The following is a 16,799-nucleotide window of genomic DNA, read 5'->3' on the forward strand; positions in this document are numbered from 1 at the left end:
AACGAATGATAACCCATATACAGGGAAGATTAGTAGAAAAAAATCCAACTGATGTCGTTATAGATTGTAATGGGGTAGGCTACTTTATCAGCATTTCGTTACATACATTTTCACAACTCCCCACAAGTGAAAATGTGAAATTATTTACGCATTTACTGGTTCGCGAAGACTCCCATACATTGTATGGTTTCTCGAGTGAGGCGGAGCGTGAAATTTTCAGACTGTTGATCTCGGTTTCAGGAATTGGGGCAAGTACGGCGAGAACCATGCTTTCTTCACTTTCGCCGGATCAGGTAACTGAGGCCATAGCGGGGAATGATATCGCATCTATCCAGTCGGTTAAGGGAATTGGTTCTAAAACAGCGCAACGCGTTATTTTGGATCTTAAGGATAAGATTTTAAAAGTATACGGATTGTCGGGGATTTCTGCTGTTTCGAGCAATACGAATAAAAATGAAGCGTTATCAGCTTTGGAGACGTTAGGATTTGCAAGGAAACAAGTCGAAAAGGTTTGTGATAAAATTATAGCACAGGACCCGGAAGCATCGGTAGAATCGATTATTAAACAAGCTTTAAAAAATTTGTAAAAATTGGGCGCAAAAAATTACGATTACAAAAGGAGCTTTTTTAAGCTTATAATAGTTTTAAGTATCATTTTTGGCAGTACAACCGCTGTAACAGCACAAGACTCTACAGCAACCGGCTCGGTCATGGGTAGAATGGAACTGCCAAATCCACAAAGCATTGAGGATCTTTACACCTACGATCCTATAACCGACAGATATATTTATACTCAGGCGATAGGGGACTTTAACATTACCTACCCTATAATTCTTACTCCGGAAGAATATCAGGATCTTATCCTTCGTGAACAAATGAAAGCTTATTTCAAGGAGAAGATCGATGCTGCCGACGGAAGAAAAGAAGGTTCTGAAGAATTACAAAAAAACCTGCTTCCCACATTCTATGTGAACTCTAACTTTTTTGAAAGCATTTTTGGTGGAAATACTATAGAAGTGATTCCGCAGGGTAGTGTAGAAATGGATCTGGGACTCCTGTATACCAAGCAGGATAACCCTTCATTTTCCCCAAGAAACAGAAGTAACCTTTCCTTCGATTTCGACCAACGAATAAGCCTCAGTTTGTTGGGAAAAGTTGGAGAACGCCTTCAGGTGACGGCTAATTACGATACACAGTCTACGTTCGATTTTCAAAACCAGATAAAACTGGAGTATACTCCAACCGAGGATGATATTATTCAGAAGATAGAGGTAGGTAACGTAAGCATGCCTTTGAATTCAAGTTTAATTCAGGGAGCACAAAGTCTGTTCGGAGTTAAAACACAGCTTCAGTTTGGAAAAACAACCATTACAGGAGTCTTTTCTGAACAGAAATCTGAAACCAGAACCGTGGTTGCGGAAGGGGGAGCGACGATAACCGATTTTGAACTATTTGCCTTGGATTACGATGAGAACCGTCACTTCTTTCTAGCGCATTACTTTCGGGATAATTACGACAGGGTGCTTAGGCAATACCCGTTTATCAATTCTAATGTGCAGATCACACGTGCCGAGGTTTGGATCACAAACCGAACTAACCGTACCGAGAATGTAAGAAATATTGTGGCATTGCAGGATGTTGGAGAATCCGATCCTGCCAATGTGGGATTAGCAGTTCCTCCCGGAGGATTTATAAACAAGCCTCGTGGTTCATACCCGGATAACAGTAATAACGATTTTAACCCTTTTGGTATAGATGATAATTCGGTACCGTCTATCCTGAATCCTGCAATTCGAGATATTGCCACGGTTCAACAAGGATTTAGCGGTGTACAGGTGAGTGAAGGAATCGACTATGTGACATTGGAAAATGCAAGACGACTTCAACCCAATGAATATCAATTGAATTCTCAAATGGGTTATATCTCGCTAAATCAGCGACTAAATAATGACGAAGTACTTGCGGTATCCTTTCAGTTTACCGTTGGAGGAAAGGTATATCAGGTAGGGGAGTTTTCTAATGATGGTGTAGAAGCTACCGGACAGACCATTCCCGGTGATCCAAGTAATCCTGGTGAACCGCCAACCGGAGGACTTCCGCAGAACTTGGTGGTAAAGCTCTTAAAAAGTAATATTACCAATGTAAATGAACCTGTTTGGGATCTTATGATGAAAAACATCTATCCTTTAGGGGCATTTCAGTTAGAACAGGAAGACTTCCGTCTAAACATCTTATATACAGATCCGTCACCGCTTAATTATATTACTCCCGCGCCGGGGACTCCCGAATTTCCTGCAGTTCCTCTTCCAGAAGATGTTGAGGACACTGTTTTGTTGAGAGTATTTAATTTAGATCGTTTAAACTTTAATAACGATCCGCAGCAAGGAGGAGATGGGTTCTTCGATTTCCTACCGGGGGTCACAGTAGATACTCAAAACGGAAGGATCATCTTTACCAGCGTTGAACCATTTGGAGAATACCTATTTAACAAATTAGATAATGATGCCGGGGGTCCCGAAAACTATGATATCCCTTCAACCTATAACGCCAACCAGAATAAATACGTTTTTAGAACCCTATATGAATCTACTAAGACCCAAGCCGAACAACAGCAAAGTGAAAAAAATAAGTTTCAGTTAAAAGGTTCTTATAAATCTACCGGGGCCGACGGAATTCCTATTGGAGCATTTAACGTCCCACAGGGATCCGTAACCGTAACAGCCGGAGGAAGAGTACTTGTTGAAGGCGTAGATTATACGGTTAATTATCAATTAGGACGCGTACAGATATTAGATCCTGCCTTGTTGAATTCAAACACTCCTATAAATATTACCACCGAGAACAACACGCTTTTTGGTCAGCAAACAAAGCGATTTACCGGTTTAAATGTAGAACACAAATTCAATGAAAATTTTCAGGTTGGAGCCACTTATTTAAATTTGAATGAGCGTCCGCTTACTCAGAAATCCTCTTATAATGTGGAGCCCATTAACAACACAATTTTTGGAGTAAATGCCAACTTTTCTACCGAGGTACCATTTCTAACACGTCTTGTAAATAAACTTCCTAACATTGATACCGATGTGGAGTCTAATATTTCACTGCGTGGTGAATTTGCATATTTAATGCCGGGAGCTCCAAAGGTTTCAGATTTTGATGGTAAAGCCACGGTTTACGTTGATGATTTTGAGGCATCTCAAACGGAATTAGACATTAGTGCCCCTTTAAACTGGTACCTATCCAGTGTGCCTATAGGCTTGGGTGGAGAGCAATCGAACGGTAATTTTGCGTATAACTACAATCGTTCGTTGCTTAACTGGTATACTATCGATCCTATCTTTTACAGTAGTCAGCGACCCAGTGGCATAGGTGATGAAGACTTGTCTTCTCCATTTACCCGACGAGTATTCCGTGATGAGATCTTCCCCAATCAGGATATTATTCAGGGGCAAACTCAGGCGCTATTTACATTGGATCTTGCTTACTATCCGGGTACAAGAGGGCCTTATAACTTTAACCCTGCCGCGGGAGGGACCAACACATTGCCAAATCCACAGGATCGCTTTGGAGGAATTTCCAGACAATTGACCACAACAGATTTTGAACGATCTAATGTAGAGTATATACAATTCTGGATCATGGATCCTTTTATCTATGACGAAAATGCGGGCAATACAGGAGGTAAACTCCGATTTAACCTCGGGAACATTTCCGAAGACATTTTAAAGGACGGTAGAAAACAATACGAAAACGGACTTCCACAGGACGGAGGAACAACCAATACCACACCTACTGCCTGGGGTAAAGTACCAACCAACCAGTCTTTAGTATACACTTTCGACACTCAGGGTCAGGAGCGAATTAATCAGGATATTGGATATGACGGACTAAACGACGGTGAAGAGGCCAGTCAATTTCCTGCCTTCGCAGGTTTAAATGACCCCGCGGGAGATAACTATTTATACTTTTTACAGGCCGAAGGAAACATTTTGGAGCGTTACTTACAATACAATGGTTCTGAAGGGAACTCACCCGATAATGTAACCAATACCAACCGAGGAAGTACACCGCAACCCGATGTAGAAGATATAAACCGCGATAATACCATGAACACTGTGGACAGCTATTTTGAATACGAAATAGATATAGTTCCCGGGATGGACATTGATAATAATGATTATATCACCGATGTTAAAGAACTCGATGTAACGCTTCAGAATAATGAAACCATTCCGGTACGATGGGTTCAGTTTAAGGTGCCAATTAGTGAACCGGATCAGGCAATTAACGGTATAGCCGATTTCAGATCGATTCGATTTATGCGAATGTATCTTACCGAATTTGCCAATAATACCATACTGCGTTTTGGTACTTTAGAATTAGTGCGAGGGGATTACCGTCGATACGAGCAAACGCTCGATCTAACCGGTGAAGATCCCGACATGGATGACACTATATTTGAAAACGAGGCGGTAAGTATCGAACAAAATGAAAACAGACAGCCCATTCCTTACGTTCTACCTCCGGGCGTAATTCGTGAAGAATTGAATAACAACAACAACCTTATTCGTCAGAATGAACAATCACTGGCACTACGGGTTTGTGGATTAGAACCCGGTGACGGTAGAGGGGTTTATAAGAACTTTAATGTGGATATGCGGCAGTATGAAAATCTGGAAATGTTTATCCATGCTGAATCGCTAATTAACGAAAATGCGCTTTCAGACGGAGATATGGTCGCCTTTATTCGATTAGGAAATGACCTAAGTCAGAATTTCTATGAAATTCAGATTCCTTTAAACCCTACCTCTTTTGGAGTTACATCTCGGGAAGATATCTGGCCTATTGAGAACCGTTTAAATTTGCCGCTACGACTTCTGCAAGAGGTGAAAACAAGAACGTTGGGTGATCCAACTATTGATCCAACACAGATCACATTTTACGATCAGTCCGAACTAGACGAAACCGGCGCCGACGGACCGGAGAACGATTTGCGAATTGGTATTAGAGGGAACCCTAGTTTTGGTAACGTTCGTGTGATCATGCTGGGAATGCGTAATACTACCGGGAGTGAAATTTGTGGAGAAGTTTGGTTCAACGAATTACGTCTTTCTGAATTGAAAAATCAGGGTGGTTGGGCAGCTGTTGCCAGTATGGATGCGAATATGGCCGATTTTGCCACGGTGAGTGCTACTGCAGGAAGAAGTACCGTAGGATTTGGTTCTATAGAACAGGGACCGAATCAAAGAAGCAGAGAAGATCTTCAGCAATATGATGTGGTTACCAACTTTAATCTGGGTCAGTTATTACCACAAAAATGGGGAATTCAATTACCATTTAATTACGGTCGAGCCGAAGAATTAATCACTCCGCAATACGATCCTGAGTTTCAGGATATCGAGTTGGATCAGCGACTTGATAATACTGAAAGTGAAGCTGAAAAGGATGCGATCAAAGAACAATCTGTAGATTACACGAAACGACAAAGTGTAAACTTTATTGGAGTGCGTAAAGACAGAACCGGAGATGGTACACCTATGCCATACGATATTGAAAACTTTACTTTTTCATATTCTTATAACCAGGTCGATCATCACGACTTTGAGATAGAAGATGCTCTGGAACAGACGGTAAACGTAGGAGCAACCTACAACTATAGTTTTGTTCAGAAGCCCTATGAGCCATTTAAGAAAAATGACTCCTTATTTACCGGAAAATACTGGCAGTTCCTAAAGGATATCAATTTCAATTATTTGCCGACGAATATTTCGGCCAGCTCTAATATAATCCGTCAGTATAACGAACAGAAATTCCGGGAATTGAATCTCTTGCCTGGAAATATAGGGTTGCCGGTATTGTATCAGCGCAATTTCCTATTCGATTGGCAATATACCATCAACTACAATTTAACAAAATCCCTGCGTTTTAATTTTAATTCATCCAACAATCGCGTAGTTACCAATTATATTGATGACGAAGGATTTGCAGACAATTCTATTGGGGTTTGGGATGGATTCTTTGAAGTGGGTGACCCAAATCAACACTTCCAATCCCTGCAACTTAATTACGATCTGCCGTTTGATAAGTTCCCGTTCCTCAAATTTATAAGAGCGACCTATTCGTATACAGGAGATTTCCAGTGGCAGGATGGCAGTGATCTCTTCAATTCGATTCCAATTACACTTAGTGATGGAACCACTGAAACATACGATCTGGGAAATTCTGTACAGAATGCCAGTACTCATCGAATTAATTCGAGTCTGGATATGAATAGCTTTTACAGGTATTTAGGATTTACGAAGATAACTTCAAGCAGTGGTGGTGGTGCCAGAGGCGGTGGAGGTCGTGCAGGAAACGATACCGGCCGCGGTGGTGACGGCGGAGGAAAAGGTGATGAAGATGGAAAAGGCGATGGTGGTGGAGACGAGAAAACTCCATCGGTAAATAGTCTTTCTACCGGTGATGGTGGTGATGGAGGAGACGCACGTCGTGGTGCTGCAGGTGGCGGTCGTACCGCAGCAGGTGGCGGAAGCGGAGGATCACTAAGTGGAGGTGATAAGGCTGTAAATACGCTTATTGGGCTACTAACCTCAATTAAGAAAATTCAATTCAATTATGAGGAGAACAATGGAATTTTCCTTCCCGGATATACGCCGTCTGTAGGATTTGCGGGAACGCTCAAACCAACTGCCGGATTTACATTTGGTAGTCAGCGTGAGATACGCGAACTGGCCGCCCGGAAAGGTTGGCTTACCTTATATCCCGAATACAATGAGCAGTATACTGAAGTAGAGACAAGACAATTGGATGCTCAAATTAATATGGAATTGCTTCCTGACCTTAAAATAGATTTCAACGGAAACAGAATCTATTCTGAAAATTATGCAGAAAATTATATTGTTGAGGACGGATTATATCGTTCTCTGGCACCTAATACCTTCGGAAATTTCAGTATTTCAACATTATTGATAAAAACGGCATTCGGAACTAGTGACGAAAACAGCTCTGATGCTTTTAATGATTTTAGAAGTAATCGATTGGTAGTGGCCGATCGCTTGGCGACCGATTTTTATGGTTCTCCTAACTTCCCGCGAGATGAAGATGGTTATCCTGTTGGCTTTGGGAAAGGAAGTCAGAATGTTTTGCTGCCGGCTTTCCTTGCCGCCTATAAGGGTAGCGATGCTTCGAGTGAAAAGACAGGGATATTCAGAGATGTGCCACTTCCAAACTGGGATGTGAAATATACGGGACTCATGAATCTTGCCTGGTTTAAGAAACGTTTTAAACGATTCTCTGTTCAGCATGGATACAGGGCCGGATACACGGTTAATCAATTTCAGACTAACCTGGATTACGATCCTAATAATCCTTCGGCTACAGATCAGGCCGGGAATTTTAAGAGCAGAATTTTCTTGACCAATGTTAATCTTACCGAACAATTTAGCCCCTTGATTCGAATCGATTTCGAAATGAAGAATTCGATCAAGATCCTTGCTGAGTTACGAAAAGACAGAGCGCTTTCATTGAGCTTTGCCAATAATCTTCTCACAGAGATTCAAGGAAATGAAATTGTTTTAGGTCTTGGATATCGTATTAAAGACCTGAAAATAGGAACCAACTTTGGAGGAAATAAGAAGATCCTTAAAAGTGATTTGAATTTTAAACTGGATCTTTCAAGAAGAGATAACAAGACTATAATCAGATATCTGGATATTCAGAATAATCAAACTACGGCCGGACAAACCATTTACGGTCTTCAGTTTACTGCCGATTATGCGTTGAGTAAAAACCTTACAGCATTGTTCTATTACGATCATAGTTTTTCAGAATATGCGATCTCTACGGCCTTTCCTCAGACAACAATACGAAGTGGATTTACATTGCGATATAACTTCGGAAACTAAAATAATAAACCCAACTAAATTTTAAACGATTATGAGTGTTCCTTCAGAATTAAAATATACAAAAGACCATGAATGGGTGCGCATCGATGGAGATACGGCGACCATAGGGATAACCCAATTTGCTCAGGGTGAATTAGGAGATATTGTATATGTTGAAGTAGAAACCGTCGACGAAACGCTGGATAAGGATGAAGTTTTCGGGACGGTTGAGGCTGTTAAAACAGTTTCAGATTTGTTTTTACCCCTATCTGGTGAGATCATCCAATTTAATGATACCCTGGAGTCTGAACCAGAAAAGGTGAACGCAGATCCTTACGGAGAAGGCTGGATGATAAAAATGAAGATATCGAATCCTGCAGAAATCGATCAATTACTGGATGACGCAGCCTACAAAGAACTTATTGGGGCCTAGAATATTTCTTTATACAGGAATACTTTACACCGCGCTGATCTCTGTTGCTTTACTTTCGTCTACCGCAGAACTACCCCGGGTAGAAACTATTTTTCTCGACAAGATCGTTCATATCGTGCTGCATTTTTTCCTGTTTCTTATTTGGGCGATATATTTTTCAACTACAAAGAATAAAGTGTTTACCGGTAATCCTGTGCTCTGGTCATTTTTATGTTGTCTTTTATATGGCATAATTATTGAGTTATTACAACAGCAGTTTACAACGACTCGGCAGGCAGATATTTTAGATGTAGCTGCGAATACAATAGGATCAATTCTTGGTATTGTTGTGTTTTTAAAAATAAAAGACAGAATCAAGCGTAAAATTTGACTTTCGTTTTATTTTACAATTGTTTTTCTATATTTTAGCAACTATATAAATATACTATTATGGAACCCAAAAAGAATCCGAAGGCCGATGTTAGTCGCAGGAGTATGATCTTCTTCCAGTTAGGAATGATTTTAATGCTATTTGTGGCATGGCAAGCTATTGAATGGAAAACATATGACAATTCCAATCTTGGACGTGATATGTTAGACGTGGGAGATGAATTGGAAGAAGAAATTCCAATCACTCAACCCATTACGCCACCTCCACCACCTCCACCGCCTCCACCGGCACCTGAAGTGATAGAAGTAGTAGAAGACGAAGAAGAAGTAGAAGAAACCATAATAGAATCTACCGAAACAAGTCAGGAAGAAGAAATCGTTGAGATCGAAGAGATCGAAGAAGCAGTGGAAGAAGAAATTGCAGACGTGCCGTTTGCGGTAATCGAAAATGTTCCAATCTATCCAGGTTGTGAAAGTGCCGGAAATAATGCCGCTAAAAAGGCATGTATGTCTGAAAAGATCCAGAAGTTCGTTCAGAAGAAATTTGATGCAGAATTAGCAAATGATTTAGGTCTTGATGCCGGACGACAACGAATTTCGGTACAGTTTAAGATCGATAAGAACGGAAATGTAACCAACGTGCGTGCACGTGCTCCTCATCCTAAATTGGAGCAGGAGGCAATTGATGTAGTAAATCAGCTGCCTAAAATGACGCCCGGTAAGCAACGTGGAAAAGCAGTAGGAGTACTATATGCACTTCCAATTGTCTTTGAAGTACAAAATTAGAGTTCCTGATAAAATATGTAAGTAAGCCCTTAATTTATTAAGGGCTTTTTTTTTGGCATAACACTTGTATTATATAGGATATAGTAATCCTTAAACACGTACGTTATGAAACCATCTGTGCAGAATTTTCGAAGCGACCCACCAAAAAAGCTTTCAAAAAGAGAGGATAAAAAACGAATTAATATTAACTGGAATTCCCGCCTGTTCTTTCAGCTCGGGATCATTGCCGGTTTACTAATCGTGTTTGCATTAATGCAAAGTACGCTGGGTATGACCGCCAAAGCGTATAAAGTACATGAACGCCCCTTGTGGGTAGAGCCCCCTGTAAAGACTTTTGTGGTGGAACAACCCAAGGTAGAAGTGAAACAAGAGGTTGTAAAGAAACCTCCGGTGGTTAAGCCGAAAACAATTACGGAAGTTATTGAGGTTATCAAAAATGATGATCAAACCAAGGTGGAAACGAAAAACACTTCGGTCGACGTACCAAAGACAAATGAAGAACCGGTAAAACCGATAAAAACGAATGTTGTCGTTGATGTTCCTAAGGGGCCAAAAAATATTAATGTTGTTGAGTTTGCCCCGGTTTTCCCTGGATGTGAGTCCATGGGCAATAATGAAGCTCAAAAGGATTGTCTGGCTTCCAAACTACATGAATTTATAGCCAAAACATTCGATACCGATAAATTTGCACATTACGATACCGGAAAATCCCTTCGTATTGCGGTGATGTTTAAAATTGACGATAAAGGGAATGTAGTAGACGTGGTTGCCCGCGCTCCCGATTCCAAGTTAGAAAGAGAAGCCCAGCGAGTGATCAATAAATTACCTCGAATGACCCCTGGCAGACAAGGGGATATGCCTGTAGAAGTTATATACACGATACCTATCAAGTTCAACATTGATTAAACAGTAAAGCCGCTCATTTCACGAGCGGCTTTTTTAGTACTGTTCTTCATGGTAAAAAAACCGTATCTTTCGGCTATTAAAATGCTATCGCACGATGAAGATACTTGCCTCACTTCTGGTTTTTTTAATTTCAAACTTTATCTTTTCCCAATCTAATACAGCAGTCTTCGAAAAATATCCGGTGTTCCCTGAATGCACAGCATCAACTGTAGACCAACTTCCCGCCTGCTTCAATTTTACGCTAAGTGAGTTTGTTTATTCAAATTTTAAGACACCCGAAATTGTTGCTTCGGAAAATTATAAAGGTACCATTGCTGTATTTTTTGAAATTGATAAAGAAGGCGATTTCAGGGTAATTTATGTTGATGCGTTTTATGACGATCTGAAGGAAGAAACAAAGCGGGTGTTTGGATTACTTCCGAAGATAACTCCCGCAACCTATAATGGTAACCCCACTTATGTTCAGTTTACGATGCCAATAGCCATTCCCTTGCAGCAGCCGATTATGGGTCAGGGTGTAAGTACAGTGGGTAAAGAAGCGGATTCCCGCGAGGAAAAACGACAGGACCTAACGAATGAATTTGAATCGATCGTGAACCTCCCTTATGAAAATGAGGAGTACAGTAGCGAAATAAATATTCCGCTTTCGCATCACAATTACAGCTTATTCGATCCTGCTATGAACCGCGTAGGGTTAAACAATCACACAGCACAGAAACCGTATCTCTACAGTGAAGTAAATAAATATTACAGCTTTGAAGATGAAAATGCGAAGTTGCTTAAAAATAAAACCTCTTGGTTTGGCAGGAAGCTATGGAATGAACATATGGTTACTATTAAGGGAGCAGATTACTGGATCACTTTCGATCCTGGTGTCGATCTCCAGGCCGGAAAAGATACCGATGCCGATATAAATACGTACAACAACACCCGATTAGTCTATACTCAGGGAGGTATAGGAAAGAGCTTTAATTTTTTTGCAGTTATCTATGAAAGTCAGGGGCGATTTGCTGACTATTTTAACCGATTTGCCGAAGCGCGTAAACCCGATGGGGGGAACCCTGCTATTATTCCGGCACGTGGGATCGCAAAACAGTTCAGAAAAGATTCTTACGATTATCCCATAGCAACAGGTCATATTTCCTATTCGCCTTCAAAATGGTTTAATTTTCAACTTGGTCATGGCAAGATCTTTATTGGTGATGGATATCGGTCCCTTTTGCTAAGCGACAATGCCAGTCCATATCCGTTTGCGAAGATCAATTCTACATTCTGGAAATTAAAATACACCAATACGTGGATGTCACTTCGTGATGTGCGACCGGCGGTTACTCTCGACGGATCGTTCAGGACAAAATTCATGGCAAACCACTATTTAAGTTATAATGTTACTAAACGTCTGAATATTGGTCTGTTCGAGTCGGTCATCTGGGAAAATGACAACGACAGAGGCTTCGACTTTAACTATATTAATCCGGTGATCTTTTACAGAGCCATAGAGTTTTCTACAGGTTCACGTGGGGGAAATGCCTTAGTGGGATTGAGTGCCAAATATAAATTTACAGACAGGGTGAACACATATGGCCAATTAATTATTGATGAATTTTCATCTGGTGATATATTTGGCGGAGAAGGAAGTTATAAGAATAAGGTGGGATATCAATTGGGCGCAAAGTACTATGATGCGTTCGGATTGAAAGGGTTATTTTTGCAGGCAGAATACAACCGAGTGCGGCCCTATACCTATTCACATAATACCATAGTGTTGAATTACGGGCACAACAATCAGTCGATGGCACATACACTGGGAGCAAATTTTTCAGAATTTATTGGTATTGCGCGATTTCAGAAAGGAAGAATTTTTGGGGATGTTAAGGTTATTCTGGCTAAAAGGGGATTCGAATTTAATACAGCAAACGATGATCGCTTTTACGGCGGAAGTATATATGGTACCGAAGACCTTAGAATTTCGGATAATGGTAATGAACTGGCACAGGGGAATACTACAGATTTCTTTCATACTGAACTCCAGGCAGGATATCTTATAAATCCGGCAACAAACCTTAAGTTTTACGCAAGCTTGATCCTAAGAGATTTCAAGCCCATGCTGAATACAGAAGATGTCTTCGAAAACCAAACAACTTGGGTCAATTTTGGAATAAGAACAGATCTGTTTAATTGGTATTACGATTTTTAAAGTCCGCCGCCGTCACCGTCTTCCTTCATTTTATCCTTTATTTTCTGCATTTCTTCGTTGCTCGGACTGTTTTTCAATTTTAATTCCTGGTTTTTTAATGCCTGATCTTTTTTGGCTTTAGTATCTTCATGTTTTTTCTTTATGTCCTCAATATCTTGTAGATCTCTTTCTCTTTGCTTCATTTCTTCGCCGAGTTCGGCATCGGCATTTTCATACATGATTCGTAAGATTTCCTGATTAGTTATAAAGTGATCTCCGAAACCTTGAGCATCATATTTAGCAGTTATATTCGTCATGGCCAGAACTTCCTCCAGAGTTTTCCCCATTCCATATTGCTTGAAAACTGCTTCTTGAATGTCGCTCAACATTTGTTGAGAATATTGAAGATCTGAGACTGCCGCGATATCTCCATGGCCTGGGATGACTTTAGTACTCGCATTGATCTTTTTTATGGCTGTACCCAATGCAGTAATATAACCATCTACAGAACCACCATTTTTTACGTCTATGTACGGGTATCTTTTACTAAAGAATACGTCTCCGGTATGCAACACATTACTTCTGCTGAAATAGATCATAACATCTCCATCGGTATGAGCATTCTTTACGTGAAATACCTCAATTTCTTCTCCGTTGTAATAAAAGGTCATATCTTCATTAATGGTAATTACCGGTAATTGTTCTCCATCGGTTTGTTCTTCCGAATTCTTAATGATATTTACGAGTCGGGATCTGGCGTTCTCATGAGAAATTATGGTAGTTCCGGTTTTAGCCATTTTACTGTTTCCACCGGTATGATCTCCATGATGATGTGTGTTCACTAAAAATTTTACAGGAACATTTTTAAGGCTTTGTATGCGCTTAAGATTTTCTTCAACAGCCTCGTCAAACTGATTGTCGATCATAAAAATTCCGTCTACCCCAATACTAATTCCAATATTACCACCTCTGCCCTGCAACATATAGACATTGTTGTTAACTTTTATAACTCTTGCATTGAATTTACCATCGCCATCGTCCTGAGCGACCATAGAAAATCCCGCTACCATTAAAGCGATACTAAGTGCAATTTTTAATTTCATCATTTATACTTTTTAATTAGAGTTTGAAAATAGTGAAAAGCTCAAATATAATACTAACAATATCTAATTAATATTGTGCGAAAAGGGGGGTTGATGTATCTTTGCAGCGCAAAAAAAGAATACTTGTCTATAGCCCGATCACATTCTGTTCCAGGTTCTATCATAAGGAACTTTAAAGAAATAACCAAAGTACGACTTTCGGTAAGTGTGGTATTTTCGTCTGTGGCAGGTTATCTATTGGGTGCCGAAACTATAGATTACTATATACTATTGCTTTTATGTATAGGGGGCTATTGTATGGTAGGTGCTTCCAATGTTTTTAATCAGATCATTGAACGCGACCTTGATGCCTTAATGGATCGTACTAAAGACAGACCGCTTCCTGCGGGGAGAATGGGAGTAACTCCAGCCTTTATCTTGGCAAGTATACTTACTCTTACCGGAATTGTAGTATTGTATGTGATCAATCCACAAACTGCAATGTTTGGGGCAATTTCAATCTTCATGTACGTGAGTTTATATACTCCGCTAAAGACACGCACACCTCTATCTGTTTTTGTAGGGGCTTTTCCAGGAGCAATTCCCTTTATGCTGGGATGGGTGGCTGCAACTAATGATTTTGGAATAGAACCCGGTACATTGTTCATGATTCAGTTTTTTTGGCAGTTTCCTCACTTTTGGGCCATTGGTTGGTTTTTATATGAAGATTATAAAAAAGGTGGATTTTTTATGCTGCCTAACGGAAAACGAGATAAGGGAACCGCAATTCAGGTAATACTATACAGCATCTGGACTGTTTTGGCTTCGTTAATTCCGGCAGTGGGTGTTACCGGACGATTATATATTACGCCTATTTCAGCGATATTGATTGGAGGAATAGGAATCTGGCTTATTTACTATGCGGTAAGGTTGTATAAATTGAAAACTGAAAAAGCAGCAAGACAGCTAATGCTGGTTAGTGTAAGTTATATCACATTGTTGCAAGTGATCTATGTTGTAGATAAATTTATTAGATAATGGATTATACCGAAGGAACTGAAGAGAAAAAACAAAACCGGGCAAAGAAAATGATGCTATGGTTTGGAATCGTAAGTCTTGTTATGAGCTTTGCGGGATTGACAAGTGCTTATGTAGTAAGTAGTGAACGGAAGGACTGGTTGACCGATTTTCAAATTCCACAAGCATTTTATATCAGCCTCGTGGTGATAATATTAAGTAGCGTTACTTTCCATTTTGCCAAAAAGCTAGTTTCTGAAGAAAAGAATAAGCCCGGAATGGCGCTTTTAGTGGCTACTTTTATATTGGGAATTGTATTTATCATCCTTCAATTTATAGGATTTTCACAGATCATTGAAAACGGATATTTTTTTACCGGAAGCGAGAGTAGTATAACCACCTCATTTATTTATTTGGTAGTTCTCTTGCATATAGCACACTTGGTGGTAGCCTTAATTTCTGTTCTGGTTGTAATTTATAATCATTTTAAACTAAAGTATGTAAAAGGGAAAACGCTGGGAATTGAATTGGCTGCTACTTTTTGGCATTTCGTTGATATTCTGTGGATTTACCTGTTTTTGTTCTTTTATTTTGTTAGATGATCAATTAATTTTAGACCACTCTAAATAGCTCATGATTGTTCATTAGAGCCGAATTTTTAGAAATTGACCGATGATGTTTCTTTAGATAAAAAATAGTCGTATTTTTGAACCCTTAAATAAAACCAATTTCTTTGTATGGAAGCTACTGTTGTTGAAACAGGTACTGAAGGAAAAACCTGGGGTGGTGGTAATCAACCCTTAAGAGCGAGTTACGGTAAAATGATGATGTGGTTTTTCATTGTTTCTGATGCCTTGACTTTTTCAGGATTTCTTGCCTCTTATGGATTTTCAAGATTTAAATTTATAGATTCTTGGCCTATTGCAGATGAGGTGTTTACTCACTTCCCATTCCTGCACGGTGTGGATGCCCCCATGTACTATGTGGCATTTATGACATTCATTCTTATCTTTTCGTCTGTAACCATGGTGTTAGCCGTGGATGCGGGTCATAAGATGCAAAAGAATAAAGTAATTCTCTATATGTTCCTTACCATCATAGGAGGACTTATTTTTGTTGGTTCTCAGGCTTGGGAATGGGCAACTTTTATAAAAGGAGATTACGGCGCCGTTGAGACTAAAGGTGGAAAGATCATTCAGTTCTTAAACACTGATGGGGAACGGGTAGCTCTTGCAGATTTTGCAAAACATTTGCCAACTACCGCAGTGACTCATACCGAAGGAAACGGAGTTTGGTATGAGGCCGAAGAAACTCAAACTTCATTTAATATTGAAGAGGTAAAAGCAGGATTTCTCGCCAATGAAAATCTCTTGGTTAGAACACAATACCTTAATGAAAATGGCGAACCAACCGTACTTTCAAGAGAAGAATCCGTTGCCAAATTGGTCAATGACGGAAAGCTGGTTGTTGAAGGAGCCAACTTAAAACACAATGAATACGGTACACCGTTATTTGCCGATTTCTTTTTCTTTATCACAGGATTTCACGGATTTCACGTATTCTCCGGGGTAATCTTTAACTTAATCATTTTCTTTAATGTCATCATCGGAACTTATGAGCGCAGAGGGCATTACGAAATGGTAGAAAAAGTGGGGCTATACTGGCACTTTGTAGATTTAGTTTGGGTATTTGTATTTACCTTCTTTTACCTTGTTTAAGCAGCATAATTAAATTATAATGGCACACGATCACAAACTGGAAATTTTTAGAGGACTAATAAAATTTAAGTCTAACGAAGCCAAAATATGGGGAGTTTTTACCTTCCTTTCTATCGTTACTATCATTGAGGTTGCATTGGGTATCATGAAGCCCGAAGCGCTAATAGGAAACACCTTCCTGGCAATGAAGTTGCTTAACTGGATATTCATCATATTAACTCTGGTTAAGGCATATTATATCACCTGGGATTTTATGCACATGAGAGATGAGAAAAAGGGTCTTCGCAGATCTGTAGTATGGACAGCTATCTTTCTTATCTGTTACCTTGTTTTAATTCTTCTTATTGAAGGGGATTATATTTTCGATGTTTATAAAGCGAACTACGTTAAATTCGATTTTTAAGAACCGCATTCTAAGATTTTTAAAGC

Annotated in this window: 12 protein-coding genes; 11 read left to right on the plus strand and 1 reads right to left on the minus strand. The window is 39.8% G+C overall.

What is annotated here, in order from left to right:
* Positions 1–5: 5 nt before the first annotated feature.
* From ruvA to ALE3EI_RS06345, 7 genes are all read left to right on the plus strand, one after another.
* Positions 6–587: a Holliday junction branch migration protein RuvA gene (gene ruvA, locus ALE3EI_RS06315; RefSeq protein WP_186992044.1), complete on the plus strand. Its 582-nt coding sequence runs from the start codon at positions 6–8 to the stop codon at positions 585–587.
* Positions 588–590: 3 nt separating this feature from the next.
* Entirely contained in the window at positions 591–7,904 is a 7,314-nt protein-coding gene (gene sov, locus ALE3EI_RS06320) for a T9SS outer membrane translocon Sov/SprA (RefSeq protein ID WP_394367149.1), read from the plus strand.
* A gap of 31 nt (positions 7,905–7,935) precedes the next feature.
* On the plus strand, positions 7,936–8,316 hold the full coding sequence (gene gcvH, locus ALE3EI_RS06325; RefSeq protein ID WP_186992046.1) for a glycine cleavage system protein GcvH: 381 nt from the start codon (positions 7,936–7,938) through the stop codon (positions 8,314–8,316).
* Positions 8,282–8,686 (plus strand): VanZ family protein, encoded by a 405-nt coding sequence (locus ALE3EI_RS13815; protein ID WP_186992048.1) that lies wholly within the window; start codon positions 8,282–8,284, stop codon positions 8,684–8,686. Before gcvH ends, ALE3EI_RS13815 begins: the two co-directional genes overlap by 35 nt.
* A gap of 59 nt (positions 8,687–8,745) precedes the next feature.
* The gene (locus tag ALE3EI_RS06335; protein WP_186992050.1) at positions 8,746–9,471 is read left to right on the plus strand and encodes an energy transducer TonB; all 726 of its coding nucleotides are present in this window, start codon (positions 8,746–8,748) and stop codon (positions 9,469–9,471) included.
* 105 nt (positions 9,472–9,576) lie between these two features.
* On the plus strand, positions 9,577–10,377 hold the full coding sequence (locus ALE3EI_RS06340) for an energy transducer TonB (protein WP_186992052.1): 801 nt from the start codon (positions 9,577–9,579) through the stop codon (positions 10,375–10,377).
* Between the two features lie 94 nt (positions 10,378–10,471).
* Positions 10,472–12,574, plus strand: coding sequence for a gliding motility protein RemB (locus ALE3EI_RS06345; RefSeq protein ID WP_186992054.1), 2,103 nt, complete (start codon positions 10,472–10,474; stop codon positions 12,572–12,574).
* Here ALE3EI_RS06345 and ALE3EI_RS06350 read toward each other — a convergent pair.
* Complete coding sequence (locus ALE3EI_RS06350) at positions 12,571–13,659, minus strand: MBL fold metallo-hydrolase (protein WP_186992056.1); 1,089 nt, start codon at positions 13,657–13,659, stop codon at positions 12,571–12,573. The genes ALE3EI_RS06345 and ALE3EI_RS06350 overlap by 4 nt on opposite strands.
* Before the next feature lie 120 nt (positions 13,660–13,779).
* Here ALE3EI_RS06350 and cyoE point away from each other — a divergent pair, with 120 nt between their 5' ends.
* The 4 genes from cyoE (at position 13,780) to ALE3EI_RS06370 (ending at position 16,773) form a co-directional block, all read left to right on the plus strand.
* Entirely contained in the window at positions 13,780–14,673 is an 894-nt protein-coding gene (cyoE, locus tag ALE3EI_RS06355; protein WP_233280012.1) for a heme o synthase, read from the plus strand.
* On the plus strand, positions 14,673–15,254 hold the full coding sequence (locus ALE3EI_RS06360) for a cytochrome c oxidase subunit 3 (RefSeq protein WP_186992060.1): 582 nt from the start codon (positions 14,673–14,675) through the stop codon (positions 15,252–15,254). The genes cyoE and ALE3EI_RS06360 overlap by 1 nt, the downstream gene beginning before the upstream one ends.
* Before the next feature lie 135 nt (positions 15,255–15,389).
* Positions 15,390–16,370 carry a cytochrome c oxidase subunit 3 gene (locus ALE3EI_RS06365; RefSeq protein WP_186992062.1) on the plus strand — a complete coding sequence of 327 codons (981 nt, stop codon included), beginning with the start codon at positions 15,390–15,392 and terminating at the stop codon, positions 16,368–16,370.
* 19 nt (positions 16,371–16,389) lie between these two features.
* Positions 16,390–16,773, plus strand: coding sequence for a cytochrome C oxidase subunit IV family protein (locus tag ALE3EI_RS06370; protein ID WP_186992064.1), 384 nt, complete (start codon positions 16,390–16,392; stop codon positions 16,771–16,773).
* Positions 16,774–16,799: the final 26 nt, after the last annotated feature.

The organism is Constantimarinum furrinae (assembly GCF_014295415.1).
Lineage (GTDB): Bacteria > Bacteroidota > Bacteroidia > Flavobacteriales > Flavobacteriaceae > Constantimarinum > Constantimarinum furrinae.

Bases quoted from the DNA above. Each gene is read 5' to 3' on its own strand.
- ALE3EI_RS06365 (WP_186992062.1), top strand. From the start codon at position 15,390: ATGGAAGCTACTGTTGTTGAAACAGGTACTGAAGGAAAAACCTGGGGT.
- ALE3EI_RS06340 (WP_186992052.1), top strand. From the start codon at position 9,577: ATGAAACCATCTGTGCAGAATTTTCGAAGCGACCCACCAAAAAAGCTT.
- ALE3EI_RS13815 (WP_186992048.1), top strand. From the start codon at position 8,282: ATGACGCAGCCTACAAAGAACTTATTGGGGCCTAGAATATTTCTTTAT.
- ALE3EI_RS06360 (WP_186992060.1), top strand. From the start codon at position 14,673: ATGGATTATACCGAAGGAACTGAAGAGAAAAAACAAAACCGGGCAAAG.
- ruvA (WP_186992044.1), top strand. From the start codon at position 6: ATGATAACCCATATACAGGGAAGATTAGTAGAAAAAAATCCAACTGAT.
- ALE3EI_RS06350 (WP_186992056.1), bottom strand. From the start codon at position 13,659: ATGATGAAATTAAAAATTGCACTTAGTATCGCTTTAATGGTAGCGGGA.
- ALE3EI_RS06335 (WP_186992050.1), top strand. From the start codon at position 8,746: ATGGAACCCAAAAAGAATCCGAAGGCCGATGTTAGTCGCAGGAGTATG.
- ALE3EI_RS06370 (WP_186992064.1), top strand. From the start codon at position 16,390: ATGGCACACGATCACAAACTGGAAATTTTTAGAGGACTAATAAAATTT.
- gcvH (WP_186992046.1), top strand. From the start codon at position 7,936: ATGAGTGTTCCTTCAGAATTAAAATATACAAAAGACCATGAATGGGTG.
- ALE3EI_RS06345 (WP_186992054.1), top strand. From the start codon at position 10,472: ATGAAGATACTTGCCTCACTTCTGGTTTTTTTAATTTCAAACTTTATC.